Here is a 23,941-nt window from a genome sequence, read left to right on the forward strand (position 1 = left end):
TGATATCTTCCGTTATATCGTTCGTACAATGTAGCCCATCATATTCACTAGTAAAATTGACATGATCTTGGATTATTTGATAGAAACATTTGCAGTTTCCATCTATATCCTGCAAACTAAATATAATTACAGCTAGAAAGGAAGTATGATAATGAAACAATTAGTGTGTATATTATTGCTTTCATTACTTATCGTTGCTGGGAACTACAAAGTGGAGGCAGCCGGTTTTTCAGATGTAACGGAAGACCATTTTGCTTACGAGGCGGTTTTGTGGGCAGAAGAATATGACATTATCGATGGCTATGCAGACGGTACCTTCAAGCCGAATGCAACCATTACGGAGCAACAATTTGCAAAGTTACTTGCTAATTATTACGAACTAGAGTCCCCATATGATGAGTTAAAAAAGCAGACTACTGCTGGGAACTGGGCAGATGAGTATTATAATCGCCTAGCTAGTTACGGTGTACCACTCAACGGGTATTTTCATAACAATATTCGAGCAACAGCAATAAAACGCGGTGTCGTTGCACAAGCAATCACCCACCTTGCAGAGGGCAAACGCGGTCTTAATGAATCCATTCAATTTTTACTCGATTCCTATATTTCCACTGGACAAAACCCCAAGTATGAAAATCGGGATTTACAAAAGTTTTTTGGCGTTGCAAACCATATGACACGCGCGCAAGTTGTGACATTGCTTCACCGCATGGATTCAAGGAATTTTTATACGATTTCTGATGATGCACAAAACATTCACGAAAACCAAAGTAACGTTTCATTAAATGCACGAGCGATTAATGGGCAAAAGCAACTCGATAAATCCATGCAACAAGTAGCACCATCTAACAGTGCATGGGAAGGGACGTATACGTATTATTATAAATGGGGCAAAGGAGCGACTGATTTTAATCGCCGTGATGCTATTATTTCAAATGCTACAAGCAAGAGCTTCAACATTTCTTTGACTGCAAGCGATGGACAACAGTCTGGTAGCGTAGAAGGTACAGCTACCATCACGTCTAGCACAAAGGCTATCATGAACAAATCAGACGATGGAAACCGCTGTGTGCTTGAATTTGAACAACTTAAAAATGCACTTAAAATTATTGAAGTAGATTGCCGTTTTGCACATGATGAAGGAACGAACTTTTCAGGCACATTAAAAAAGCAATAAACAAAGGCGGAATATTAACGTCCAATGAAAATACGGTAGGTAGAAGTAGCATACACTATGCTTAATTTGATTTGAGGAGGAATAACATGCACATTACCGCTTTGTATGGTAGCTCCAGACAACACAGCAATAGTGAGGAACTTGCCAACTATGTATTAGAAGGGATCTCCCATGAAAAGTTATATTTAAAGGACTTGAATATTGTACCTATTCATGATTTACGCCATGATGCACAAGGCTTTCAGTATGTAGAGGATGATTACGACCATATTATTCAAGCATTACTGACAAGTGATATCGTTCTTTTTGCCACGCCGATTTATTGGTATAGCATGTCTGGAATCATGAAAAATGTGATTGACCGTCTGAGTCATGCCATTCGTGATGAGCGTTTTCCACAGTTGAAAGAACAGCTACAGACAACAGAAGCGATTGTGCTTGCTGTTGGTGGCGATGATCCACGAATAAAAGGCTTACCGATGATTCAACAATTCCACTATATTTTTAACTTTTTAAATATGCCTTTTTCATCATACATTATCGGAAAAGCCAATAAACCTGGTGACATAGCGCATGATGCGTTAGCTCTGACACAAGCAACATTGCTAAATAAACAGCTTCAAGCCCGCACCACCTCCAAATAAACAAACGACCTGAATGCATGATGCTTTCAGGTCGTTTTTTATAGCTATGCCTCTACTGAAATATGTTGGAACGTTGTCACATCAAATAACCCTGTATCCGTTAACTTTAAGGCTGGAATAACAGGTAGTGCCACAAACGAAAACGTTAAAAGAAAATGGAAATCTAAATGAGGATTAAGTTCATGAAGTGCATTGTGTAGACTTGCTAATTGGCTTTTAGCTTCAGCTGCCGTTACATCCGTCATTAATCCACCGATTGTTAGCGGCATTTCTGCTAGAATTTGACCGTCAGCCACAATAACAAAGCCACCTTGAATTTCTTGAATACGCTTGAGGGCCATTACCATATCTGCATCATTCGTTCCAATAACTAACGCATTGTGTGAGTCGTGGGCTACTGTTGTTGCAACTGCTCCCTTTTGCAAACCGAAACCTTTCACGATACCTAGCCCTGTCGTATGCAATTGATGATGGCGCTCAATGACAGCAAGCTTTAGTAAATCCTGCTCTACAGATGGTACAAACACACCATCTGTGACAGGTACCTCTACGACCAAATGATTTGTAATCAGTTGGTTAGGAACAATTTCCATAACATTGGCTGTCGTGCCTTTTGTAAACGGAATGGCAAGCATATCAGTTGTCATGGCTGGCAAATGGACAGATTGATGGATATGTGCCGGCACTTTTGGTTGCGCACGAGCTGTTAACATTTCACCATTTTCAGCGACTTTAATTCCATCTTTCCAGACCGCTTTTGCACGCATTTCCTTTATATCTTCTACTACTATAAAGTCTGCTTTATAGCCCGGTGCTAAAACACCCCGATCGTATAATCGATAGCACTCTGCTACATTAATGGTCGCTAATTGAATGGCTTGCAAAGGTTCCATCCCTTCTGCAATGGCCATTTTTACGTCAAAGTTAATGCTACCTTCATCCATTAATTCATCGACATACTTGTCATCGGTGCAAAAACCGAATCGACGGGCATTTACTGTATTTACTGCTGGTAATAAGTCACGTAAATTTTTTGCTGCGGAGCCTTCACGAATTAATACGTACATTCCTTGCTCTATACGGTTTAACGCCTCTTCTGCTGTCACACATTCATGGTCGGTATGAATACCTGCCACACGGTAGCCTGTAATTTGCGCGCTTGTTAAGCCTGCACAATGGCCATCTACAACTAGATTTGCTTGTTGGGCTAACAAGATTTTTTCAAGCATACTGGCTTCGCTGTTTAACACAGCAGGAAAATCCATCACCTCTGCCAGACCACGAACATGGTCATTGGTCATAAAGGGTGCTAAATCTTTTGCTGTCAAAGTTGCACCTGCATGTTCAAAATGAGTGCCAGGCACACTTGACGGTAACATAACGAAAATATCCATTTCAGCTTTTTTAGCATCATCTAGCATAAACTGAATACCTTCTGCACCTGCGACATTAGCAATCTCATGTGGATCTGTGATAACTGTCGTAACACCATGAGGAACAAGGACACGACTAAATTCAGCTGGTGTAAGCATAGAAGATTCAATATGTATATGCCCATCAATTAACCCAGGAATTACATAATGACCCGCAGCATCTTCCTCATTATTAGCAGTAAAATGATTTTGGGTATCGAGGGCGATAATTTGCCCATTTTTCACAACAACATCGGCCTTTTTCCAAGTTAATGTAAAAACATCGGCAACAAGGGCATTGCGCAAAATAAAATCCGCCTCTAGTTTCCCCTGTGATGCGATTATGTTATTTGTTAGTTGCTGTAGTTTTTCTACCATATTGAGCACACTCCCTTTTTATTTATGACCTATCATGCATGAATACTGAAGGAGATTCAAGTCATGAAGATTGTTTCACCTTCTATTTCCTTGTCACAATGCCTTCAATAGGATAATTTCCTCACCATTATAAACTAGTTCTTACGCTTGAAGCCGTTAGCGGTAAGTTCTTGAGTGGAATGGAGGCGATGACTCCTATAGGTGTGCACTATGGTAGGTACTTTGCGGTATAAAAAACGACCATCTATCAATGGTCGTTTGTAAATTCTAACTCTTTTGGTGGCTCACCTTTTTTGTTCATCAATCGCATACGAATGGGTTCAATTTTAAGTGTTACCATTTCATCTTTATTGCCAATGAAAATTCCTGTGAAAAATTCTGCTAATTTATTTTTCAAACCTTCCTCTTGAATTTCCGTTAACTTCCCTTCTATCTCAACAAAGGTATCACCAAATCCCCCATTGTCGTAGCCATATAAAATATGTGTATACGGATTTTTCGATAGCTCCTCGATTTTCTCCGAATGCTTATTTGTTACGGTATACAACACGAAGTCTTCATTTTGGAATGTCATATAACGTGAATACGGCTTGCCATTTTCAACGGTTGCCATCGTTCCTATTTTTTCTCGATTTAATACTTCTAAAATTTCATCACGTACCGAAGTCATTTCATCCCATCCTTTCATATTGTTATTTTACCCCTCCATCCATAAGCTAAACCCGCATTTTTTGAAAAATATGAAATGACTATTTTCGAGGTTTTTTCAAAACTATTGCTATAATGTTTTGTTAGACAACATGAATTTTTTAGAATGAGGGTATTCAAAATGAAACAAGCTTTTTTTACACGATGTCTGTTTTTCATCGTTGGCATTATCGTATTATCATTTGGCGTCACGTTAACGATTAAAGGGCAATTGTTTGGCGTTGGTTCATGGGATGTCTTACATATAGGTCTAGCCAAAACGTTTGGTCTAACGATCGGCACTTGGTCCATCCTCATTGGCTTAGCCATTTTAGCTTTTGATATGTTAGTGACGAAGAAGTTTCCTTTGCCAGGTACATTTGTAGATATGTTTTTAGCTGGTATTTTTATTGATATCTTCAACTTCTGGCTTCCTGATATTGAGGGTTTTTGGATGCAATTATTTGCTTACCTCACTGGATTGCTATTACTTGGCTGGGGCTGTGGTATGTATATGGTAGCTAATTTAGGAATTGGCCCACGAGATACATTAATGCTTTTGATGGTTCATAAGCTTGGCTGGAGTGTCACACGTGCTCGTACTTTGATGGAAGTAACAGTAGCGATCATTGGCTTTTTCCTCGGAGGCCCTATTGGTGTAGGAACAGTCCTAATGGCTTTTGGTCTAGGCCCTATTGTACAAGTAGCATTAGCCTATAACGAGAAATTATTTACAAAATGGACTGGTGTGAAGAGCGCGATTATTTAAAATCATACAAATGAAAAAGGGGCTGGGACATAACTAAAAAAATTTAAGAAACAGACGAAAGGTGTTCATAATTTTTTGCTATATGGAGACATTAGCTATTCTTACTTTTGCAATTTTAAAAATTAGAAGTGTTCACTAGTTTGTTGGTAGCGAAGGCGGTGACTCCAGCGGGAACAGCACATAATGTTAGACGCAACAGACCGCGCGTAGCGAGGGTTGCGGCTTACGGTGTGCCCGCGGAAAGCACCGCCGTAGCGGACAACAACGGCATAGCAAAAAAGTGTTAGATTGATGGCAGTCAATCTAACACTTTTTCTCTTATGTCCCAGCCTCTTTTAGTACAAGGATACTACACTTTTTATTCCCTCGGCTCAGCTGTATTTTGTCCCGTTGCTTCTATTACCTCAGGCGTACCATCTACTGTTTCCTCTTGCTCATTTTCTGCTGGTGGTGGTGTAATGGTCACTAATGTATAGTCATCTTCATTGAGAATTTCAAAATGGAAGTTTTGACGAATATCCCCCACATACAGCGAAGTCCCAATAGCAACATTGGTTACATCGATTTCTATCGTTTCTGGTATTTCCGATGGCTGTACTTTAATGCGTATATCACGATTTGGTTGTAACAGGAAACCACCATCTTTTACACCTATCGCTTCCCCTACAACGGAAACAGGAATATCGACTTCTAGCTCCTCTGACATATTGATTGATTTAAAGTCAACATGCTTCACATGACCTTTTAATGCACAGCGTTGAACTTCATTTAACACGGCATTTATTTTCTTGCCTTCCACATCTAATTGAAAGACACTTTTACTACCGATTTCACTTAACACTTTCGCAAACATTCTTGCGTCAAGTGAAATCGACGTCGGCTCCATTTGATAGCCGTAAACAATGCCAGGAATGGCACCACTTTGTCTTAGTTTAGTTAGTGTTGAACGTTGTCCTTTATGACGGGTTGTAGCATTTAAAATGGTACTCATTAGCATTTTCCCCTTTCGTGAAAACTAGTCTCATAAAAGGTTTTGCCCGTTATGTTGATTTTTATACCTTTCATACGATTAACTATTCTTTTCTACTTCTAAAATTTTGTCATTAATAAGCTATTTTTTCCTTCAACTTGCTAAAAGCACTCATTAGCTCTTTGTCGCGATTCGATGCTCGTACTTTCCCGTCATTTGACGTTTAAGAAGAACAAGTATTAGCGCTATTCCTGCTATTATTGTGCACATCATAAACATCATGGCATATGAAGTGAATTGCACAACGAAACCCATGAAAAAGCTACCTGCCCCAAAACCTAAATCATATGTAGCTAAATAGAGCCCTAGCAATGTGTAACGCGCTTCCTTTGGTATAGCAAAGGACATATATGTAGTAACCGTTGGATAGAGCATTGCCGATGCTAAACCATTAAAAATAGCGGACATATAAACGAATGACCCAAGCATGGGTAACATGGCAAGTAATGTCGTACCGAGCATTGAACTGATTAACACTATCGAGATAAACATGGGGTGCCATTTACCATCAGAAGGGATATATTGGCGGCATAAAAAACGGCTACCGACAACGACAATTGCCTGTAAAAATAAATATAGCGCTGGATTGGCAATACCTTCCGTTAGCATATAAAGTGGTACAAAAGTTGAAATAGCTCCAAATACGGCAGCGCCTATTGCCATGACAATAGCTGAGAGCATTAGCCCTTTATGCTGTTTTGTACGCTTTAAAGCATAAAGCATGTCGTTAAGTGAAATCCGTTGTTTTGCTGCTTTTGTTTTCGGTAAAGGCGAACGAATAAAGCAAAATAATGGTGCGATTGCTAAAAATACAATAAATGCCAGTAAATAATGCAGTTCAAACTGGCTCCAAAGTAACAATGCTACTGCCGGCCCGTAAATTGCAGGCATTACGGTGGATAAGGAATACATCGACATCCCCTGCCCACGATCTTCATCTTGTAACACATCTGCTATGCCAAGTTGCATGGCCATCGAGAAAAAGGCTGTGATGACGCCTTGTAGTATCCGCACAATATAGAGACTATCAATGCCAAATACGACATAAATAAGTAATGCTACCGCGTGGGCTAGTAATAGCCATTTCATAATAGTATATGGACTATGTTGTGCTACCATCTGCCCAGCAAATGGACGTAAAAACATACAGACAAGCATATACATCGCCATCATCACACCGATTTGACTTTCTTTAAAGCCTCCCGCTGCTGCCTGAACAGGAAAAATAACGGTTAATACGGCATTTGCCGTAAAGAAAAACATAGCGAGTCCATACATTTGGAGCATGCGGCCCGATAATGGACGATACCTCATGAAACATGCTCCTCTCGATCAAATCCTTGCGGTTGAGAAGGTTGCTTACAAGGAATCGGTAATCTTGCTGCTAATAGTCGTCTACTTACTGGATGTGTCATGTTGTCAATTTGTGTTACATCGCTTACAAACTCGACAATTTCCCCTTTATCCATCACAGCTACTTCATCAGCAAATAACTGTACTGCATGTAAGTCATGGGTAATAAAGAAGTAACTAAACCCTTTTTCCCGCTGTAACTGTTTCAGTAGTTTTAATATACTTATCTGCACAAGTAAATCTAGGCTATTGATAGATTCATCGAGGACTATTAGTTTAGGATCGGTTGCAATGGCTCTTGCTATCGTCACACGCTGTAATTGCCCCCCACTTAATTGATGCGGATATTTATCGGCATCTCTTGGGGCTAATCCAACTTGTACAAGTAATTGTTCGATTTTCTTTACTCGTTCTGCCTTCGATAGTGATAGGTGAAGTTCCATTGGTTCCGCAATAATGTCCTTTATTTTCATTTTCGGATTGACCGCACTTTGGCAATCTTGAAAAACCACTTGTATATTTTTTTGTAACAGTTTCTTTGACGCTTTCACTGTCGTACACACATTCAAGTTATCAAATAGAATCGCGCCACAATCTGGTTGTTCTATCCCTAATACAAGCTTGCCAAGCGTTGTTTTCCCGCTACCACTTTCACCGACAATTGCTAAGCATACACCCTGTCGAAGTGTTAATGTCACATCTTTCACAGCCTGTATTCTTTCTTTTATACGAAACCAGCCTTTTTGCTGATAGCATTTTGAAACATGTTGTATCATTAACATGAGGTTTCCTCCTGTCTTACCCAGTGACCTTGCCTATATTCATATAATTCACCGCTTACTTCCCCCGTCCATGCATCCACTAACTGTTCAAGCGAGTATTTATTATCCTTCGCTGCTAATAGTGCTTGTGTATAGGAATGAACAGGCTCCACTAAAATACAGTTAGCAGGTCCATATTCCATAATTTGCCCTCGGCGCATAACCACGATGATATCCGCCATTTTGGCAATTACGCCTAAATCATGTGAGACAATCAGCATACTTGTATTTGTTTGCTGTTGATATAATGCTAATTCCTCTAAAATCTCAAGTTGTGTCAACGTATCAAGAGCTGTCGTTGGTTCATCGGCTAATAACAGCTTTGGGCTAAGACTCGCTGCAAGAGCAATCATAATGCGTTGGAGCATCCCACCACTTAATTCATGTGGATATTTTTTTAAAATTGATGGATCCGGTAGTTGAAAGCGCGCTAGTTGTTGTGCGGCTAATTTTAGTGCCTGTTGTTTTTTCACAGGGGTATGTGCTTGCATCGTTTCAACGAAATGATCGCCAACTGTCACCAAAGGGTTAAACATAGCCATCGGATTTTGCATAATAAGCGCAATATCATTACCTCGAAGCTGTCGCATTTCTTGCTCGTCCATGGCTAATAATGAACGTCCTTCAAATAAAATATCACCATTATAGCGTCTAGAATCCCGAAATAGTTGCATAACTGCATGACACAACATCGTTTTACCACTGCCACTCTCTCCAACTATACCGACTGTTTGACCAGCAGGAATCATCATACTAGCATCTCGTACGACTTGTTTTTCCCCATTCTCGGTTTGTATCCAAATAGAAAGTTGTTGTATTTCTAACATGTCACGACCTCCCTTCTATATTGCTTTTGGATCCATTGCCTCTCGAAGTGCATCGCCAAACCAATTCAAAATCAAAACGGTGAATGAAATCATAATACCTGGTAGAAACATGAGCATCGGATGACTCATCAAATACGTTTTACTATCGCTAATCATCATGCCCCATTCTGCCATCGGTGCTGACACCCCTAAACCTAAAAATGACAACTCAGAAATAAGTAAAATCGTTGAGCCAAGACCAATTAATTTCAATAACAAAATTTGTGGGAATACAAAAGGTACAATATGTCTTATCATAATTTTCCATTTTGGAACTCCTATTGTACGCGCATACTGTACATACGTACTTTCTTTTAATGACCGCACCATGTTGCGAATAATCCGTGCAAAGCCCACCCATGACACAAGCACAATGGCGATAAACATATTACGTATACCGCCACCAAGCGCTCCAACAATTACAAGTGCAAATACGAAATCAGGAATCGCTAGAAAAATGTCACAAAGGCGCATTAACACTAAATCGACAATACCTCCAACATAACCAGCAAGCAGCCCGACAAACATGCTAATAAACAATGTTACGACAAGTACACTCAACGCGATGAAAAGAGATACTCGTGCCCCGTATAATAAACGCGATAACACACAGCGCCCTAAATAATCGGTACCTAATGGATAGTCAGTAGAAAAGCCTTGTAATTTCAATGCCATATTGGTCGCATAAGGATCATTTGGGGCAAGCCACGGTGCAAATATTGCCATGGCAATCAGCAATAACACAAGCACACTACTACTAATAAGCGCTATTTTCTTTTTCATTATGCTCCGTCTCCTTTTAACCTTACCCTTGGATCAACAAGTGCACACAATAGATCTGCAACAAAATTAAAGACGATGTAAAGCCCACCAATCATTACGATAAAGCCTTGTAGCACAAAATAATCTCTAGCAAACATCGACTCTACAACAAATCGTCCTACTCCTGATATTGTAAAAACAATTTCAATAATAGCCGCTCCCCCAAGCAATCCACCACATGTCATAGCAAGCGAGGTAACGAGCTGTGGTAAAATCCCTTTCACAACATGCCTCCGTATAATGACCGACTCTTTCACACCGCGGGCTCTTGCAAAGACTACATGTGGTTTATTGACTTCTTCCAGCATGCTGGATCGAATGAGCCGAATGTAGTAAGGAATAAAACCGAGTGCAAGCGTTCCAGCAGGCAAAATGACATGTGCAAAACTACCCCATCCCATTAGAGGAAGCAATCCCCATTTTAATGCCACGATATAGACAAAAACAAAAGCAAGCCAGAAGCTCGGCATAGATGCGAGTGTAAAAATAAACGAACGACTAAGCCAATCAATAAACCCACCTCGCTTAGTAGCAGACCAAATACCAACCGTCAAACTAACCGTAACAATCATAATAAAGGCGGTTGCTGCAAGTGTCAGCGTGACATGAAAACGTTGCAAAAGTTCTGCTGTTACTGACTTTTTCGATACAAATGATTCACCAAAATCCAACGTCATAGCATCCACTAACCAAGTACTATATTGCACGAGTAAGGGACGATTATAGCCCTCTTCCTCACGCATGGATGCAAGTGCTTCTTCTGATATTGGAATTTGATTCATTGTAAAATAGGCTTCCACTGGATCTACTGGAATAACACGAATTAACCCAAATGCTATAATGGTCATACCAAAAAACGCCAGTAACATACTACCCAATCGCTTCGCTAAAAATCGCCCCATTTAGTTACTTCACCTCAAAATTTTTTAGAGGGACTTCATACTGTTGCTTCGAGAATGACAAATTAGCTAACTCATTATTCGCAACTAAATAATTTGTACGGTACGATAACGGCATGAAAATGGCTTCCTCATGAATTGTTTGAAAAATGGACTCGTACAATGCTCGCCGTTGTCCTTCGTCTGTTGAACGAATTACTTTCCCTATATTCGCTGTCAGTTGCTCTGAAACGGCCAATCCTTTTTGTGCGTAATAACCGATTTGCTTGTCACCTGTCATTGTGCGTATATACATATGTGGATCATAGGGTACTCCCCATGTATCATTCATAATCAAGTTATATTGACCTGTTTTACTACGCATTTTGAAAAGTTGATCTTCTTCTCCAATCAACTGGACTTCTATGCCTATTTCACGCCATGCACTTTGTAAATATTCGAAAATGGTCTTATGCACTTGGTCACCGCTGTTATACGGTATTACTAACGTTAATGTTTGCCCATTTTTTGTGCGGAATGTAGCACCGCTTTCTAACGCCCAGCCTGCATCCTCTAGCAGTTGTGTCGCTTTCTCTATGTTGTAAGTATAATGTTCTAGTTTGATATCACTAAATGGAAAACCTGGTGCAAATAATGTATAGGCTTCTTGCTCTAAGCCGTTCAATACATAATCAATCATTGTTTGTCGGTCAAAGGCGTGTTGCAATGCTAGTCTTACATTTTTATCCTGCGTCACTCCATACGTAGTATTGAATGATAAAATTCTTGTAGAAGATGGCTCGGAAATCATTGTTTGATATTTTCCCGTTTTTTGTAACGCTTGGTATTCCGCAGGTGCAAGTTGCCCACTACCAAAAATTAAATCAATATCCCCTTTTTCTAGCGCCATCATTCGCGCTTGTGCATCAGGAATAATTTTGACGATTACTTTTTTTAACTTTGGTTTTTCTCCCCAATAATTTTCGTTTCGTGTAAACTCTGCAAAGCTATCTTGCTGATAGTCAGTTAAAATCCACGGGCCTGAACCAATCGGCTTTGCTATCCCATCCTTTGTCGTGCCACTCTCTGGGAAACCACTATCTGCTAACATACGCAGTGGACGAATCAGTGATAATTCTTGCAAAAATGGATAATAAGGTTCTTTTAAATTGATTTTAACTTGTCGTTCATCCACTATTTCCACGTTATCAATAACAGCAACAACTTCTAGCCAGCTATGTGCAGCCCTATTTTCGACAACGGTATCAATATTTCTTTTTACATTTTCTGCAGTTAGCTTCGAACCATCTGAATACATTACATCATCACGTAATGTAAAAGTATAACTTTTACCATCTGTAGCCATTTCCCACGACGTTGCGAGCGCCGGTTGTATTTTTCCATCTTCTCCATAGCTCACTAATGGATCATATAGCATGGCTTGTGCAAACAGTTCATTTGGAGCATACATATGTGGATTAACTTGACCTATATCTTTGACCCAAGACATGGTCAGTACACTTTTTGGGTTGCTACTTGTGCTTTGTTTTTTATCCTCTGAATTTCCGCATGCAGCTAATATACTCAATGCGAAGATAAGTAGGAAACTAGACAATTTTCTCATAATTTGTTCCCCTTTCTCAAATAGTAATGATTACTATTATCACTACAATTTGCAATTCTAATTGATTCTTAACTTTTTGTAAAGTACTTATACAATAAAAAACACCTTTTCTTCCAATAAAGGAGGAAAAGGTGTGAAGGCCGTGACAGGCACGCAAACAATTCTGACAATTATAATCTACCTGCAACTTGTAAAGTTACTGCTAGCATTTTCGCAAATTGACTTCGAGTTATATAGTCGTTTGGACGCAGTGTTGCACTATCGTCTAGCGCTCCAATCGCATAGAGTGTTTGCGTGTGACGCAGTAGCTCTCCTTGGAATGCACGACTATCTTCATAAGGTAATGTCGGTTCATCTTCATGCACAAAATCAACAGCATCCAATGTACGTCCGAGCATTAAAATTGCCTGTTGGCGTGTAATTTTGCCATTCGGATCAAAAATAGTTGGCGATTTGCCATTTATAATACCTAACGAATGCAAGGCACCTACATGACCAACGTACCACGATTTTTTTTGGTCTATATCTGTAAACTGTTTTGTTGGCATCTGCTGGAAGCTAAATGCACGAACGAGCAAGGCACTAAACTGTGCACGTGTTAAAGCATCGTTTACACCAAAATAATCAGGTGTGCGCCCTCGAATAATACCGCGCTCCGCCAAAGTTTGGATATAGCTACTACCTGTTGCTCTTGTTAGATCTCGAAAATAGATTTGTTCAGGGTGCACAAATTTCAGCTCTGCATTATTATGAATGGTTGCAACAACACGGTCCCCTTCATCTCGATAGGCAACAGGCTCTGTAATTCCTTTTTTAAACACTTGCTGTAGCACGCCAGTTTGACCATTTTTAAAAATGACAACCTCAAGCGGTTGACGATTATTGACAATATTCGCCTTGATGCTATAAACGCCATTTTTTTCAGTTGCAGAAATGGTCGCACCATAAGCGGAATATACTGTCATATTTTCCGTTTTCATATGTACGTAATTCGTCGGTTCGTCATAGGCAGATGCTTGCATCGGGCAAGCTATAGACGCCCCCAACAGTGTTATTAACATTGTTTTTTGAAAAATTCCTTTCATACTGGTCCTCCTCTTTTTTCTATTACTATCATAATAGATTTAAATGTGTAAAAATATAGTATTTTTAGCACATACTCCTACCAATCGTCATTTTTAAGTAATAAAAACTTCGCTCACTATTATAACTGTAAATAGTTGAGCGAAGTTCCTTCATTTTATTCTTGATTTAATAACAAATGCAACTCGTGCAATTTTTTAATTTCATAATGAGGTTGAATATCCGTTGCATTGTTAATATTACGAATGTTAAACCAACACGTATCAATTCCTGCTAGCAAACCACCTTTAACATCCGATGTTAGCGAATCGCCAACAATCATGGTCTTGTCTTTATCTAATCCCTCGATACGCTCAAAAACATAATTGAAAAAAGCTGGCATCGGTTTCTGATAGCCTGTTTGCTCTGAAATAAAAATCCCTTTAAAGTACTTTGCTAAATCTGCATCTGCTAATCGTTTATTTTGCGTCTTCGTCTTACCATTCGAAACGACATATAAATCATAACTACCCGCAAGCTTTGCAATAAGCTCATAGGCGCCATCAACATAATGATGCGCTTCCTGCAAGTACTTTTGGAAACCTGCTTCAAAATATTCTCCGTCTACCTCTATACCAAATTCCTTTAACGCAATGGAGAAGCGAGTATTATGTAATGTATTTTTTGTTACTTCGCCTCGTTCAAAGGCACGCCACAAGGACTCATTAATTTCTTTATAGCGGGCAATCATCTCTGGTGTAGTAGCAATATTTTCTTGTTCAAACAAACGGTCTAGTGCTGCATTTTCAGCCAAATCAAAATCTAATAATGTATCATCTACATCAAATAATAGTATCTCATACTTATTCAAAACGATTTCCTACTTTCTTTGTTACGGTCTTACCGCCTTGCTTTCTTTATCATAACGTTTTTTTGGAAAAATAGTAAACTATACACTCAGTCTTTTCTTTGCATCGGTGTATTTAAAGCAAACAGCCTTTTTTACCGCTTCCTGTACTTCACTTAAAACATGGTTTGTATACTGTCAATCCATTTCCTCACCGCGCGTTAATATTTAGCCAATAAGTTCAACGTATTACATATAACCTCATAGAATTCTTTAGCGTTTTCTTATATGAACATTATTTCCTACAGAAAGATTAAAATACATCATTTACACGAAAAAAAGCTCTTTCAATAATTTCATATTTGAAAATAGTAGTGAATATGAGACAATAGAATGCTAGAAAGGAAGATGTACGAATTATGACGACCTTACAAACAATTACACCCCACTTTGATCCATGGGAAGCGTATTTAGATGTCGAACAACATGGGCACATGACCCTATCAAATATTGAATTTACAACAACAACTCTTTGCAATATGCGTTGTGCACACTGTGCAGTCGGCTATACATTGCAAAATAAAGATCCGCAAGCCTTGCCAATGGAGTTGATTACAAAGCGCCTGGATGAAATTCCACACTTAAAAACGCTTAGCATTACTGGTGGCGAACCGATGATGTCGAAGAAATCCGTGCAAAATTATGTACTTCCCCTATTAAAATACGCACACGCACGTGGGGTTCGTACACAAATTAACTCGAACTTAACCATTGAGCCAGAACGTTATTTACTCATTGCCCCTTATTTAGATGTTTTACATATTTCACATAACTGGGGTACGGTGGATGAATTCGTTGAAACAGGTTTTGCTATGATGGAGCGAAAACCAACTTATGAACAGCGTGCGGCTTTGTTCCAACGCATGATTGATAACTCCAAAATGCTTGCCGAACACGGCGTTATGGTCTCTGCTGAAACAATGCTCAACAAAAAAACATTGCCTTACCTAGAGCATATTCACAATCAAATTATCAACGAAATGCACTGTGCTCGTCACGAAGTACATCCGATGTATCCATCAGACTTTGCCAGCTCACTAAGTTCACTGTCTCTAGCGGAAACTCGCGCTGCTATTCATCATTTACTTGATGTGCGTGATGAAAAGACTTGGATGTTATTTGGTACGCTACCGTTTTATCCATGTAGTACCGATGAGGAAGATCAAAAACTATTAAAACGTTTACGCGAGACGAAAAACGTGACAGTGCGTAATGATCCAGATGGTCGTTCTCGACTAAACATTAATATTTTTACAGGCGATGTAATCGTTACAGACTTTGGCGATGCATCAGCGCTTGGCAATATTGCTCACGATAAACTACCTGCAATTTTCGATAAATGGATGGCGACAGATTTAGCCAAATCATTAAACTGCCACTGTCCCGCTGTAAAATGCTTAGGTCCGAACGTCTTAGTAAAAAATATGTACTATCAGCACACTACCTTTACGAGTGGCTCAGCAAAACTTTAAACAAACAAAAATGTCCAATGCGCTTGAATGCATTGGACATTTTACTATAAATATTCTTTATATTGCGTTGATTTCTTGTTCTGTACTGGCGTGTTACGCTTTTTTGCAAAGAGCTCCTTGTTACAACCTATTTTCTGCAATTACCGTTACATTGTAATAAAAACATTAGTGTGAAATCAATTCTTTTGCCAGCAGTTTATAACAATTTAAGCGACTTTCCTGCGCATATTGATTGCAGTTTAACATTACTTCATCAAAGCCATATTGCTCCTGCTCAGCAACTAAAAATGCCGCAACATCCTTCGGTGTGCCAACAATGTTGGCTTTACGATTATTTTCAATCATCATTTTATCCATCTCGGTCAATGGATAGTCCTGCGCCTCTTCAGGCGACATCGCTTGGATAATTTGTCCCTTCATCAATTGAAGCCGCGTAATATCAATCGGTTTCGCTAAGTATTCTGCCTCCTCTAAAGTATCGGCAACCGTTGTCGCATAAGTAACGATAATTTGCGGTTTTTCCATATAATAAGAAGGTGTAAAGTACGATTTATACGTATCAAAAATATCTTTAGACATATTGCCAGTAAAGAACTGGGCATACGAATAACCTACACCACGTTGCCCTGCTTGCATGGCACTTTGACCGCTTGAGCCAAGCAACCACGCTTCTGGTAATTGACTAATAGTAGGTGATGCAACGACTTGATCATAGACTGATTCGCCAGTCTTTTGGTTATTCATCAGTTTTAAAATAGTATCGAGTTTATCATATTGTTCATCAAAATGCTGTCTGCGTCCCTCGGCAAGTGCATAAATCGATGCATGGTCTCCACCAGGTGCACGGCCAACACCAAAGTCAATGCGATTTGGTGCAAGTGCACTTAATGTTTTAAAAACTTCTGCCAACTTGTACGGCGAATAATGCATCATCATAACGCCACCAGTGCCAATACGTAAACGTTTTGTTTTCGCAGCTAAATATGCCGCTGTTATTTCAGGCGCTGAGCTTGCCAGTGATGCGCTATTATGATGTTCTGCTAACCACATACGATTGAAGCCTAGTTCTTCACCTAAAAGCGCTAATTGTTCTGTCCGCAAAAATGCCTGTTCAGCACTATGACCTTTTGGTACAGGAATTTGATCTAAAATACTTAACTTCAATGAAAACACCCTCTCTGTCTGTATGCTCTCTTTACTACTGTAATATAGTAATTCTATTTTACAAAGTAAAAGCACTTACTGATAAGCGAGTTGTTTCATTTCCCATGTTTCATACACCATGCCAATAAGCGTTCCTTTTTGTTGGGAATCAAGGACTTTATCGTTAAATTTCATTGCGAAAAGCTTAAATTCGTTCGCTTCCTCATTCACAACAAATTGCAAAATAGCATGTCCCTTTTCCTCTAAAAACACAATGTCCCCTGAAAGTTCAACAACATGTTGACCCGTTTTCGCCTCATAATAGCGCCAATAGGGTTCTGTAAAAGCATAATTAAAAGCATCACGGACTTTCACATCGGTAAAGTCAACTAAATAGCCCTCTTTTACTGAATCGATGTACACATTATCGGTAACATCCTTTTTCGCATTGAACACATAACCTACAAGCACCCCCATAAATACAACACAAACAAAAACCCGAAAATGATTTCCTAAAGACAAATGTCATCACGTCCCCTTTACGCAAAAACATCATTTTCTTCATAATACATTAAAATAGTTGCATAAAGTAGAAAATTTTTGTATTTTCTAGATTTTTTATATTTCCATCACAATTGAACCAAACTAAATGCGGTACTGAAATTTATTTCAAACTATTTACAGTCACTCTTTGTTTCGCTAATATCAGATTATTATTATAGAAAAGAGATGACGTTGGTGCCTTTTGATTTAGATTTGAATATTTTATTGATTCTTATTATTTTTGGCTTTTTGGCCGCATTCATTGACTCAGTAGTTGGTGGAGGCGGGCTTATTTCATTGCCTGCCCTCTTATTCGTAGGATTACCACCCTCTGCCGCTGTCGCAACCAATAAACTTGCTGGTACAATGGGCTCTCTGACAAGTACCATTACGTTTTACCGCTCTGGAAAATTAGACATCCAATCTGTCTACAAGTTATTTCCATTTGTTTTTATTGGCTCCATGGTTGGGGCATGGATTGTCCATTTAATCGATCCAAGTGTTTTAAAACCGTTAATGTTAATTATGCTAGCCGTTGTAGCCGTTTATACAATATTAAAAAAAGACTGGGGGAGCATTTCTACATATAATAAGCTAACACCTAAACGATATGCTGCTTTCATCCTTATTATTACTTTAATTGGATTCTATGATGGTTTTTTAGGACCAGGTACAGGCTCATTCTTATTATTTGCTTTTCTAATAGTAGGCTTTGACTTTTTAAAATCAGCGGGCAATGCTAAATTTTTGAATTTTGGCAGTAACATTGCAGCACTTTTAATGTTTATCTACTTAGGGCAAATCCATTATACTTACGGCTTCGCTATGGGGCTTGCGCAAATTGCAGGTGCGATCGTTGGTTCAAAATTTGCTATTAAACGTGGGAGCAGTTATGTACGTAAGCTATTTATTGTCGTCACAATTTTATTACTACTGAAAAATACATACGACTATTTTTCATAAATTCCTTCTTACCTCTCACAGGAGGTAAGTTTTTTTTTCTTTCTATCAACTTTTTCTCCACTTTCACACGTCTAGTAGTTGTATACAATTTGAAAATGTTAAAAAGGAGCTTCTTTGGACATGAAAACAAGAAATGCATTTCAACATGAAGAGGTGTTTGTCCAGTTAATTCGCGAACAGAAAGAACGATTTTATTTGCTAGCCTATAGCTATACGAAAAATGAGCAGGATGCACTCGATATAGTACAAGACAGCATTCAAAAAGCGATGCTTTCTCTCGATCGATTAGAGCATGTGGATTATATGAAAAGCTGGTTTTACAAAATCGTTGTAAGAACAGCAATAGATTTTTTGCGCAAACACAATCGCTTACAAGTAACAGACGACGACACACTACAATATTTAACACCTGCTCAAGAAGATATTTACGAAGACATCGACTTAGAGCATGCGTTAGAAGAATTACCCCAGATGTACCGTGAAGTAGTGATTTTGCATTACTTTGAGGATTTAAAGCTAGCTGATGTTGCCAGTATATTAGACATCAAGCTGAGCACAGCAAAATCACGCCTATATAAAGCATTAAAACTGTTAAAAATACAACTCCAAGATGGGAAGGGAGAAACCGCACATGGATAAAAAATTAAAAGATTTAAAAAAACAATATGAAGAAGTACCAATTCCAAAAGAGCTTGACTTTGTTGTGGAAAATGCATTAAAGCAAAGTAAAAAGAAGAAAAAAAATCGAACGCCACACTGGTTACTCGGAACAGCAGCAGCAGCTATGCTGTTTACCGCTAGCCTAAACGTTAGCCCTGCAATGGCACGTACGCTTTCGGAAATACCTGTTGTCGGAAGTGTTGTAAAAGTACTTACTTGGACTGAATACGAAGTGGCAGATGACACATATGAAGCGAATATTAAAGTTCCTTCTATTGAAAATTTAGAAAATCAAAAGCTTGCCAATACATTAAATGAAAAGTATCGTGCAGAAGGTAAAGCGCTTTACGATGAATTTATTGCAGATGTTGGAGATATAAAGGCGAATGGCGGTGGTCACTATGGCGTAGATAGCGGCTATGACATTAAAACAGATAACGATCAAATTTTATCGATAGGACGTTATATCGTCAATACAGTTGGTTCCTCTTCAACAGTTATGCATTATGATACGATTGATAAACAAAATGAAATTTTAATCACGCTACCAATGTTATTTAAAGATGACAGCTATATTCGTGTCATTAGTGACAATATTAAAGAACAAATGCGTGCACAAATTGCTGCATCGAACGAAGAAAAAATCTATTGGGTCAAAGGTGCAGGCTTATCTGATGAGGATTTAATGGATGATTTTAACGCTATTGACGCTGAACAACAATTCTATATTTCAGATAAAGGAAAGCTTATCATTTCATTCGATAAATATGAAGTAGCACCTGGTTATATGGGCGTAGTAGAATTTGAAATTCCAACGGACGTACTGCAAAACAGTCTGGTAAGTAATCAATATATTCACTAAATAGCTGGCACTATCTCAAGTTTCATGAGATAGTGCCCTTTTATAACTTATAATCCTTCAACTTTTTGTCAATGCTAATATGTATCAAAACAGGTTAGAGGGTTTTTATATGAAAAATGTCGGATCGATTAGTATTTTACATGTTGTCTTCCTAGCAATGACCGTTATTGGCTTAAAAAATCACGTAACCATTATGCCTCCATTATTAGAGGTTGCAGAAAGAGATAGCTGGTTATCCGTTATTTTCACATCACTAATCATGTTTCCTTGGCTCTTTCTTTTAGTGTATATTCATAGAAAATCAAAACAAGAACCTTTAAAAGATTGGTTAAAACAAAAAATAGGAAAAGTCGGCTCAAATATCGTCATCTATACAATTGTGATTTTTCTTATTGTGATTGCAGCTTTTACAATGATTGAAACGTTACAGTGGATCAATACAACCTTTTTACCTAAAACACCTAAGTTAATTTTGCTTGCGATTTATGTCACGCTTTGTATTTTGCTTGTCATGACTAGTTTACAAACAATTGTTATTGTCAATGTATTCGTTTTATTAGCGGTCGTCGTATTTGGCTTTTTTGTCGCGTTTACCAATTTACAAGTGAAGGACCATGAGTTACTACGTCCTTTTTTAGAGCATGGTTTCCAACCAATTTTATCGGGGCTCATCTACCCTGCTTCCGGCTTTTCAGAATTAATAATATTTTTACTCATCCAACATCAAATTAAAGATCGTCTTCGTTGGCATCACTTTGCCATCATGCTACTGATTCTAGCAGGGTTAACATTGGGACCTCTTATTGGTGCCATTACAGAATTTGGACCCGCTGAAGCTGCTAAACAACGGTATCCTGCTTACGAAGAATGGGGATTAGTAACGATAGGACGTTATGTAGAACATTTAGACTTTCTTTCTATTTATCAATGGCTTACGGGAACGTTTATTCGTGTTGGATTTATTTTATACGTTGTAACGGACTTACTGGGCATGGTGGGAGACCATCAACGCATATTGAAAATGATAGCACTTCCGTTCTTTTTCATATGCCTGCCACTAATATTATTAAATGAGCACATATTTCTAGAACTCAAAGGAAATTATATATTAACAGCTACGTTTATTTTCTTTTTCTTACTATCCATTTTTTTAATGATTGTAGCTTTCATGTCAGGAAAAAAAGCGAACAAGTCTAAAGCCGATTACCAAGACACGGAAAGTGGTGACACCTGATGCCTTCAACAGAAAAGTCCTTAGATTTAACACGCTTAAAGCAGTTATTTGAAAAATCTGCTGACGTTTATTTTCAAGAGTATGTATTTAAGCAGCATCGAGTACAATTCGTCATTTGTGAGGCGATGATTGATCAGCAACTACTCCATGACGTGATTGTAAGGCGTGTTCAGTCTCTTTTTGATCATTTAACAGACACATCACTGCAAGATACCGTCAATACACAGTTACACATCCCTAACTTAAAACAAGTAACAGAAGAATCAGATGCCATATCACTCGTATATACTGGCCACTTACTTCTTTATTTTGAATCCGATGAACTACTTTACGCAAGTAATATTGCCAAAAAGCCCAATCGTAATCCGGAAGAAACACGGATGGAAGTACTTGTTAAAGGGCCTCGAGATAACTTTATTGAAGATATTTCCGTCAATATTGCGTTATTAAGAAAACGACTGCCGACAAATTCCTTATGTGTTGAAAAAATGGAATTGGGAAAACGTTCAAAAACAACGGTTGCCATACTTTATTTTGGTGACATCGCCAACATGGACATTTTAAATAGTATAAAAGTACAGCTACAATCTGTTGATACAGATATTGTCTTTAGCGGTGATTTGCTAATGGAACGTGTCAACAAAAATACGCGATTTTTCCCGAAAACGGATTATACAGGACGTCCAGATTTCGCGATTCAAGCATTGATTCGCGGACGTTTTCTTATTTTTGTAGATGGTGTAGCGTATGCGGTTATCACACCGGTTAATTTATTTTTACTATTAAAATCAGGCGAGGATAATGAATACCCGATTGTTTTTAGTTCACTGGAACGTTTACTACGTATATCAGGTATTTTTATCGGGTTGCTCTTACCTGCTTTTTGGCTTGCCTTAACGACTTATCATCAAAATCAATTACCTTTACTGTTTTTAGCAACGGTTGTGCAAGGTCGAACAGGTTTACCTCTTCCCTCTTCATTGGAAATGCTAATAATGCTACTGATGTTTGAGCTCTTTCGAGAAGCGGGTCTACGTTTACCATCAGTTATTGGCGGAACAATAAGTGTTGTTGGTGGTCTAATTATTGGTGATGCAGCCATACGTGCCGGTGTGACAAGCCCAGAAATGATCGTTATTATTGCTGTCTCTACCATTGCTTCCTTTACACTTGTTAACCAATCTCTCGTTACGACCATTAGTATTTTCCGTGTTGGTTTTATTTTGTTAAGCGGCTTCTTTGGGTTATTTGGCTTCTTTATATCCCTATACGTAACCCTTCTTTACTTATGTAATATAAGAATATTCGGTTATTCTTATATGCAAGTTGGCGGTGATTTAGACTGGCAAACCATTAAGAAAACACTTTTCCGCTTATCCCCAAAAGGTTACTCTAAACGCCCTAATTATATTGCTCCACAAGATCAAACACGTACGAGTGAGGATAAAAATGAATAAAAAAATACTCTGTATATTGGTAGTACTGACGACACTGCTCTCAGGTTGTTGGGATGTCACTGAACCACAAAGGATGTACTATATTCATGCACTTGGTATCGATTTTAAAGATGGTCATTATGAAACCTATATGCAAATTATTGACTTTGCCAATATAGCCAAATCAGAACAGCCTAATAATCCGCAAGCTCAACAAGCTGAAATTGGACATGCCAAAGGTAAAACAATAGAAGATTCTTTTTTTGATTTATATCATTCGATTGATCAAAAAGCGTTTTGGGGTCATATTACCTACATTATACTGTCAGAAGAAGTCATGAAAAGCAACAAAGTCAACCAAGTACTCGATTTTTTAACGCGTTATCGCGAAATGAGATACCAAATATGGGTATATGGCACGAAAGAGCCACTCGATAAATTACTAGTCGTGACACCAATTAATAATAAAGCACTTACATTATCGAAACTCGGCGATCCATTAAATTCATTTAGGCAAGAATCTTTTGTTACACCGATTAATGTTCGAAAATTGGTCATCGGTCTAAATGAGCCTAGTCATGAAGTGTATTTACCTCTCGTCTCAATTGATAAAGAATGGGAAACGTCGAAAGGACAGGCTGAATCTATAGAAATAAAGGGTGTTGCCCTGTTATCGAATGAAGGCTATAAAGGGTCTCTCACACAAAATAAAGCTAACGGTGTCAAATGGATGACCAATGAAACAATGCGCAGTGAAATCACAGGGCAAATTGGTGACGATGAAAATTCCTATGTAACCGTTGCTTTGGAACATATAAAAGTTCATATTACACCTATCGTAAAAAACGAAAATGTACAATTTGATATTGAAATCAAATTGGAGGCAACCAGCGTTCTTGGTATTACCAAAAAAATCACCACTAAAGAAATTCAGAAAGAGATCGAAAAACAAGTGGAAAAAGAGGTAAGAGAAACGTTTAAGGAAGCTATAGCGTTAGACACAGATATTTACCGTTTATCTGAACGACTTTACCGCAAAGATGTTAAACTGTGGAAAAAATTAGAAAAAAACGGAAAAATAGAGTTAACTGAAGATTCTATACGCAATATTAAAGTAAATGTTTACAAAATAAACCCTGGCAGAGGATCTTATACCGAAACAATTAGAAAATAGTTGTCAAATCAAACAAAGGCATCG

Annotated in this window: 23 protein-coding genes; 10 read left to right on the forward strand and 13 right to left on the reverse strand. The window is 38.4% G+C overall.

What is annotated here, in order from left to right; genetic code table 11:
• The first annotated feature begins 151 nt into the window (after nucleotides 1-151).
• On the forward strand, nucleotides 152-1,177 hold the full coding sequence (locus T479_RS12865) for an S-layer homology domain-containing protein (RefSeq protein ID WP_025219838.1): 1,026 nt from the start codon (nucleotides 152-154) through the stop codon (nucleotides 1,175-1,177).
• A gap of 86 nt (nucleotides 1,178-1,263) precedes the next feature.
• The gene (locus tag T479_RS12870; RefSeq protein WP_025219839.1) at nucleotides 1,264-1,821 is read left to right on the forward strand and encodes a flavodoxin family protein; all 558 of its coding nucleotides are present in this window, start codon (nucleotides 1,264-1,266) and stop codon (nucleotides 1,819-1,821) included.
• Nucleotides 1,822-1,865: 44 nt separating this feature from the next.
• On the opposite strand, the gene ade is transcribed toward T479_RS12870, so the two are convergent.
• Together ade and T479_RS12880 are read right to left on the reverse strand one after the other, a co-directional pair.
• The gene (gene ade / locus T479_RS12875; RefSeq protein WP_025219840.1) at nucleotides 1,866-3,611 is read right to left on the reverse strand and encodes an adenine deaminase; all 1,746 of its coding nucleotides are present in this window, start codon (nucleotides 3,609-3,611) and stop codon (nucleotides 1,866-1,868) included.
• Nucleotides 3,612-3,858: 247 nt separating this feature from the next.
• Nucleotides 3,859-4,281, reverse strand: a complete 423-nt coding sequence (locus tag T479_RS12880) for a pyridoxamine 5'-phosphate oxidase family protein (RefSeq protein ID WP_024361030.1) — start codon at nucleotides 4,279-4,281, stop codon at nucleotides 3,859-3,861.
• A gap of 159 nt (nucleotides 4,282-4,440) precedes the next feature.
• Here T479_RS12880 and T479_RS12885 point away from each other — a divergent pair, with 159 nt between their 5' ends.
• Nucleotides 4,441-5,067, forward strand: coding sequence for a YczE/YyaS/YitT family protein (locus T479_RS12885; protein WP_024361031.1), 627 nt, complete (start codon nucleotides 4,441-4,443; stop codon nucleotides 5,065-5,067).
• 358 nt (nucleotides 5,068-5,425) lie between these two features.
• On the opposite strand, the gene T479_RS12890 is transcribed toward T479_RS12885, so the two are convergent.
• The 9 genes from T479_RS12890 to T479_RS12930 form a co-directional block, all read right to left on the reverse strand.
• Entirely contained in the window at nucleotides 5,426-6,058 is a 633-nt protein-coding gene (locus tag T479_RS12890; protein WP_024361032.1) for a 50S ribosomal protein L25/general stress protein Ctc, read from the reverse strand.
• Between the two features lie 153 nt (nucleotides 6,059-6,211).
• Nucleotides 6,212-7,411: a staphylopine family metallophore export MFS transporter CntE gene (gene cntE / locus T479_RS12895; protein ID WP_025219841.1), complete on the reverse strand. Its 1,200-nt coding sequence runs from the start codon at nucleotides 7,409-7,411 to the stop codon at nucleotides 6,212-6,214.
• Nucleotides 7,408-8,232 (reverse strand): ABC transporter ATP-binding protein, encoded by an 825-nt coding sequence (locus tag T479_RS12900; RefSeq protein WP_025219842.1) that lies wholly within the window; start codon nucleotides 8,230-8,232, stop codon nucleotides 7,408-7,410. Before T479_RS12900 ends, cntE begins: the two co-directional genes overlap by 4 nt.
• Nucleotides 8,226-9,098 carry an ABC transporter ATP-binding protein gene (locus tag T479_RS12905; protein ID WP_024361035.1) on the reverse strand — a complete coding sequence of 291 codons (873 nt, stop codon included), beginning with the start codon at nucleotides 9,096-9,098 and terminating at the stop codon, nucleotides 8,226-8,228. Before T479_RS12905 ends, T479_RS12900 begins: the two co-directional genes overlap by 7 nt.
• Nucleotides 9,099-9,113: 15 nt before the next feature.
• Nucleotides 9,114-9,920: an ABC transporter permease gene (locus T479_RS12910; RefSeq protein ID WP_025219843.1), complete on the reverse strand. Its 807-nt coding sequence runs from the start codon at nucleotides 9,918-9,920 to the stop codon at nucleotides 9,114-9,116.
• Complete coding sequence (locus tag T479_RS12915) at nucleotides 9,920-10,861, reverse strand: ABC transporter permease (RefSeq protein WP_025219844.1); 942 nt, start codon at nucleotides 10,859-10,861, stop codon at nucleotides 9,920-9,922. The genes T479_RS12910 and T479_RS12915 overlap by 1 nt, the downstream gene beginning before the upstream one ends.
• A gap of 4 nt (nucleotides 10,862-10,865) precedes the next feature.
• Complete coding sequence (nikA, locus tag T479_RS12920; RefSeq protein ID WP_025219845.1) at nucleotides 10,866-12,461, reverse strand: nickel ABC transporter substrate-binding protein; 1,596 nt, start codon at nucleotides 12,459-12,461, stop codon at nucleotides 10,866-10,868.
• A gap of 170 nt (nucleotides 12,462-12,631) precedes the next feature.
• Nucleotides 12,632-13,546, reverse strand: a complete 915-nt coding sequence (locus tag T479_RS12925; RefSeq protein ID WP_024361039.1) for an S-layer homology domain-containing protein — start codon at nucleotides 13,544-13,546, stop codon at nucleotides 12,632-12,634.
• A 155-nt stretch (nucleotides 13,547-13,701) separates the two neighbouring features.
• Complete coding sequence (locus T479_RS12930; RefSeq protein WP_025219846.1) at nucleotides 13,702-14,394, reverse strand: YjjG family noncanonical pyrimidine nucleotidase; 693 nt, start codon at nucleotides 14,392-14,394, stop codon at nucleotides 13,702-13,704.
• Nucleotides 14,395-14,789: 395 nt separating this feature from the next.
• Between T479_RS12930 and yfkAB the strand changes: the two genes are divergently transcribed.
• Nucleotides 14,790-15,902, forward strand: a complete 1,113-nt coding sequence (gene yfkAB, locus T479_RS12935) for a radical SAM/CxCxxxxC motif protein YfkAB (RefSeq protein ID WP_038509750.1) — start codon at nucleotides 14,790-14,792, stop codon at nucleotides 15,900-15,902.
• A 165-nt stretch (nucleotides 15,903-16,067) separates the two neighbouring features.
• On the opposite strand, the gene T479_RS12940 is transcribed toward yfkAB, so the two are convergent.
• Nucleotides 16,068-17,066, reverse strand: a complete 999-nt coding sequence (locus T479_RS12940) for an LLM class flavin-dependent oxidoreductase (protein WP_024361042.1) — start codon at nucleotides 17,064-17,066, stop codon at nucleotides 16,068-16,070.
• 75 nt (nucleotides 17,067-17,141) lie between these two features.
• Nucleotides 17,142-17,567 carry a hypothetical protein gene (locus tag T479_RS12945; RefSeq protein WP_025219848.1) on the reverse strand — a complete coding sequence of 142 codons (426 nt, stop codon included), beginning with the start codon at nucleotides 17,565-17,567 and terminating at the stop codon, nucleotides 17,142-17,144.
• A gap of 216 nt (nucleotides 17,568-17,783) precedes the next feature.
• On the opposite strand from T479_RS12945, the gene T479_RS12950 reads away from it, so the two are divergent.
• From T479_RS12950 to T479_RS12975, 6 genes are all read left to right on the forward strand, one after another.
• Nucleotides 17,784-18,551: a TSUP family transporter gene (locus T479_RS12950; RefSeq protein ID WP_025219849.1), complete on the forward strand. Its 768-nt coding sequence runs from the start codon at nucleotides 17,784-17,786 to the stop codon at nucleotides 18,549-18,551.
• Between the two features lie 120 nt (nucleotides 18,552-18,671).
• The gene (locus T479_RS12955) at nucleotides 18,672-19,190 is read left to right on the forward strand and encodes an RNA polymerase sigma factor SigV (protein WP_024361045.1); all 519 of its coding nucleotides are present in this window, start codon (nucleotides 18,672-18,674) and stop codon (nucleotides 19,188-19,190) included.
• The gene (locus tag T479_RS12960) at nucleotides 19,183-20,073 is read left to right on the forward strand and encodes an anti-sigma-V factor RsiV (RefSeq protein WP_025219850.1); all 891 of its coding nucleotides are present in this window, start codon (nucleotides 19,183-19,185) and stop codon (nucleotides 20,071-20,073) included. The genes T479_RS12955 and T479_RS12960 overlap by 8 nt, the downstream gene beginning before the upstream one ends.
• Nucleotides 20,074-20,182: 109 nt before the next feature.
• Nucleotides 20,183-21,307 carry an endospore germination permease gene (locus T479_RS12965; RefSeq protein ID WP_025219851.1) on the forward strand — a complete coding sequence of 375 codons (1,125 nt, stop codon included), beginning with the start codon at nucleotides 20,183-20,185 and terminating at the stop codon, nucleotides 21,305-21,307.
• Nucleotides 21,307-22,764 (forward strand): spore germination protein, encoded by a 1,458-nt coding sequence (locus tag T479_RS12970; protein WP_025219852.1) that lies wholly within the window; start codon nucleotides 21,307-21,309, stop codon nucleotides 22,762-22,764. Before T479_RS12965 ends, T479_RS12970 begins: the two co-directional genes overlap by 1 nt.
• The gene (locus T479_RS12975; protein ID WP_038509753.1) at nucleotides 22,757-23,917 is read left to right on the forward strand and encodes a Ger(x)C family spore germination protein; all 1,161 of its coding nucleotides are present in this window, start codon (nucleotides 22,757-22,759) and stop codon (nucleotides 23,915-23,917) included. Before T479_RS12970 ends, T479_RS12975 begins: the two co-directional genes overlap by 8 nt.
• The last annotated feature ends 24 nt before the right edge of the window (nucleotides 23,918-23,941 follow it).

The sequence above is a fragment of the Lysinibacillus sphaericus genome, assembly GCF_000600105.1.
GTDB lineage: Bacteria > Bacillota > Bacilli > Bacillales_A > Planococcaceae > Lysinibacillus > Lysinibacillus sphaericus.

What these genes read in the sequence shown, in the direction of transcription:
- T479_RS12965 (WP_025219851.1), top strand. Translation starts at nt 20,183, where the DNA reads ATGAAAAATGTCGGATCGATTAGTATTTTACATGTTGTCTTCCTAGCA.
- T479_RS12960 (WP_025219850.1), top strand. Translation starts at nt 19,183, where the DNA reads ATGGATAAAAAATTAAAAGATTTAAAAAAACAATATGAAGAAGTACCA.
- T479_RS12910 (WP_025219843.1), bottom strand. Translation starts at nt 9,920, where the DNA reads ATGAAAAAGAAAATAGCGCTTATTAGTAGTAGTGTGCTTGTGTTATTG.
- T479_RS12970 (WP_025219852.1), top strand. Translation starts at nt 21,307, where the DNA reads ATGCCTTCAACAGAAAAGTCCTTAGATTTAACACGCTTAAAGCAGTTA.
- T479_RS12955 (WP_024361045.1), top strand. Translation starts at nt 18,672, where the DNA reads ATGAAAACAAGAAATGCATTTCAACATGAAGAGGTGTTTGTCCAGTTA.
- T479_RS12975 (WP_038509753.1), top strand. Translation starts at nt 22,757, where the DNA reads ATGAATAAAAAAATACTCTGTATATTGGTAGTACTGACGACACTGCTC.
- T479_RS12865 (WP_025219838.1), top strand. Translation starts at nt 152, where the DNA reads ATGAAACAATTAGTGTGTATATTATTGCTTTCATTACTTATCGTTGCT.
- T479_RS12880 (WP_024361030.1), bottom strand. Translation starts at nt 4,281, where the DNA reads ATGACTTCGGTACGTGATGAAATTTTAGAAGTATTAAATCGAGAAAAA.
- nikA (WP_025219845.1), bottom strand. Translation starts at nt 12,461, where the DNA reads ATGAGAAAATTGTCTAGTTTCCTACTTATCTTCGCATTGAGTATATTA.
- T479_RS12915 (WP_025219844.1), bottom strand. Translation starts at nt 10,861, where the DNA reads ATGGGGCGATTTTTAGCGAAGCGATTGGGTAGTATGTTACTGGCGTTT.
- T479_RS12890 (WP_024361032.1), bottom strand. Translation starts at nt 6,058, where the DNA reads ATGAGTACCATTTTAAATGCTACAACCCGTCATAAAGGACAACGTTCA.
- T479_RS12900 (WP_025219842.1), bottom strand. Translation starts at nt 8,232, where the DNA reads ATGTTAATGATACAACATGTTTCAAAATGCTATCAGCAAAAAGGCTGG.
- T479_RS12885 (WP_024361031.1), top strand. Translation starts at nt 4,441, where the DNA reads ATGAAACAAGCTTTTTTTACACGATGTCTGTTTTTCATCGTTGGCATT.
- yfkAB (WP_038509750.1), top strand. Translation starts at nt 14,790, where the DNA reads ATGACGACCTTACAAACAATTACACCCCACTTTGATCCATGGGAAGCG.
- cntE (WP_025219841.1), bottom strand. Translation starts at nt 7,411, where the DNA reads ATGAGGTATCGTCCATTATCGGGCCGCATGCTCCAAATGTATGGACTC.
- T479_RS12870 (WP_025219839.1), top strand. Translation starts at nt 1,264, where the DNA reads ATGCACATTACCGCTTTGTATGGTAGCTCCAGACAACACAGCAATAGT.
- T479_RS12925 (WP_024361039.1), bottom strand. Translation starts at nt 13,546, where the DNA reads ATGAAAGGAATTTTTCAAAAAACAATGTTAATAACACTGTTGGGGGCG.
- T479_RS12905 (WP_024361035.1), bottom strand. Translation starts at nt 9,098, where the DNA reads ATGTTAGAAATACAACAACTTTCTATTTGGATACAAACCGAGAATGGG.
- ade (WP_025219840.1), bottom strand. Translation starts at nt 3,611, where the DNA reads ATGGTAGAAAAACTACAGCAACTAACAAATAACATAATCGCATCACAG.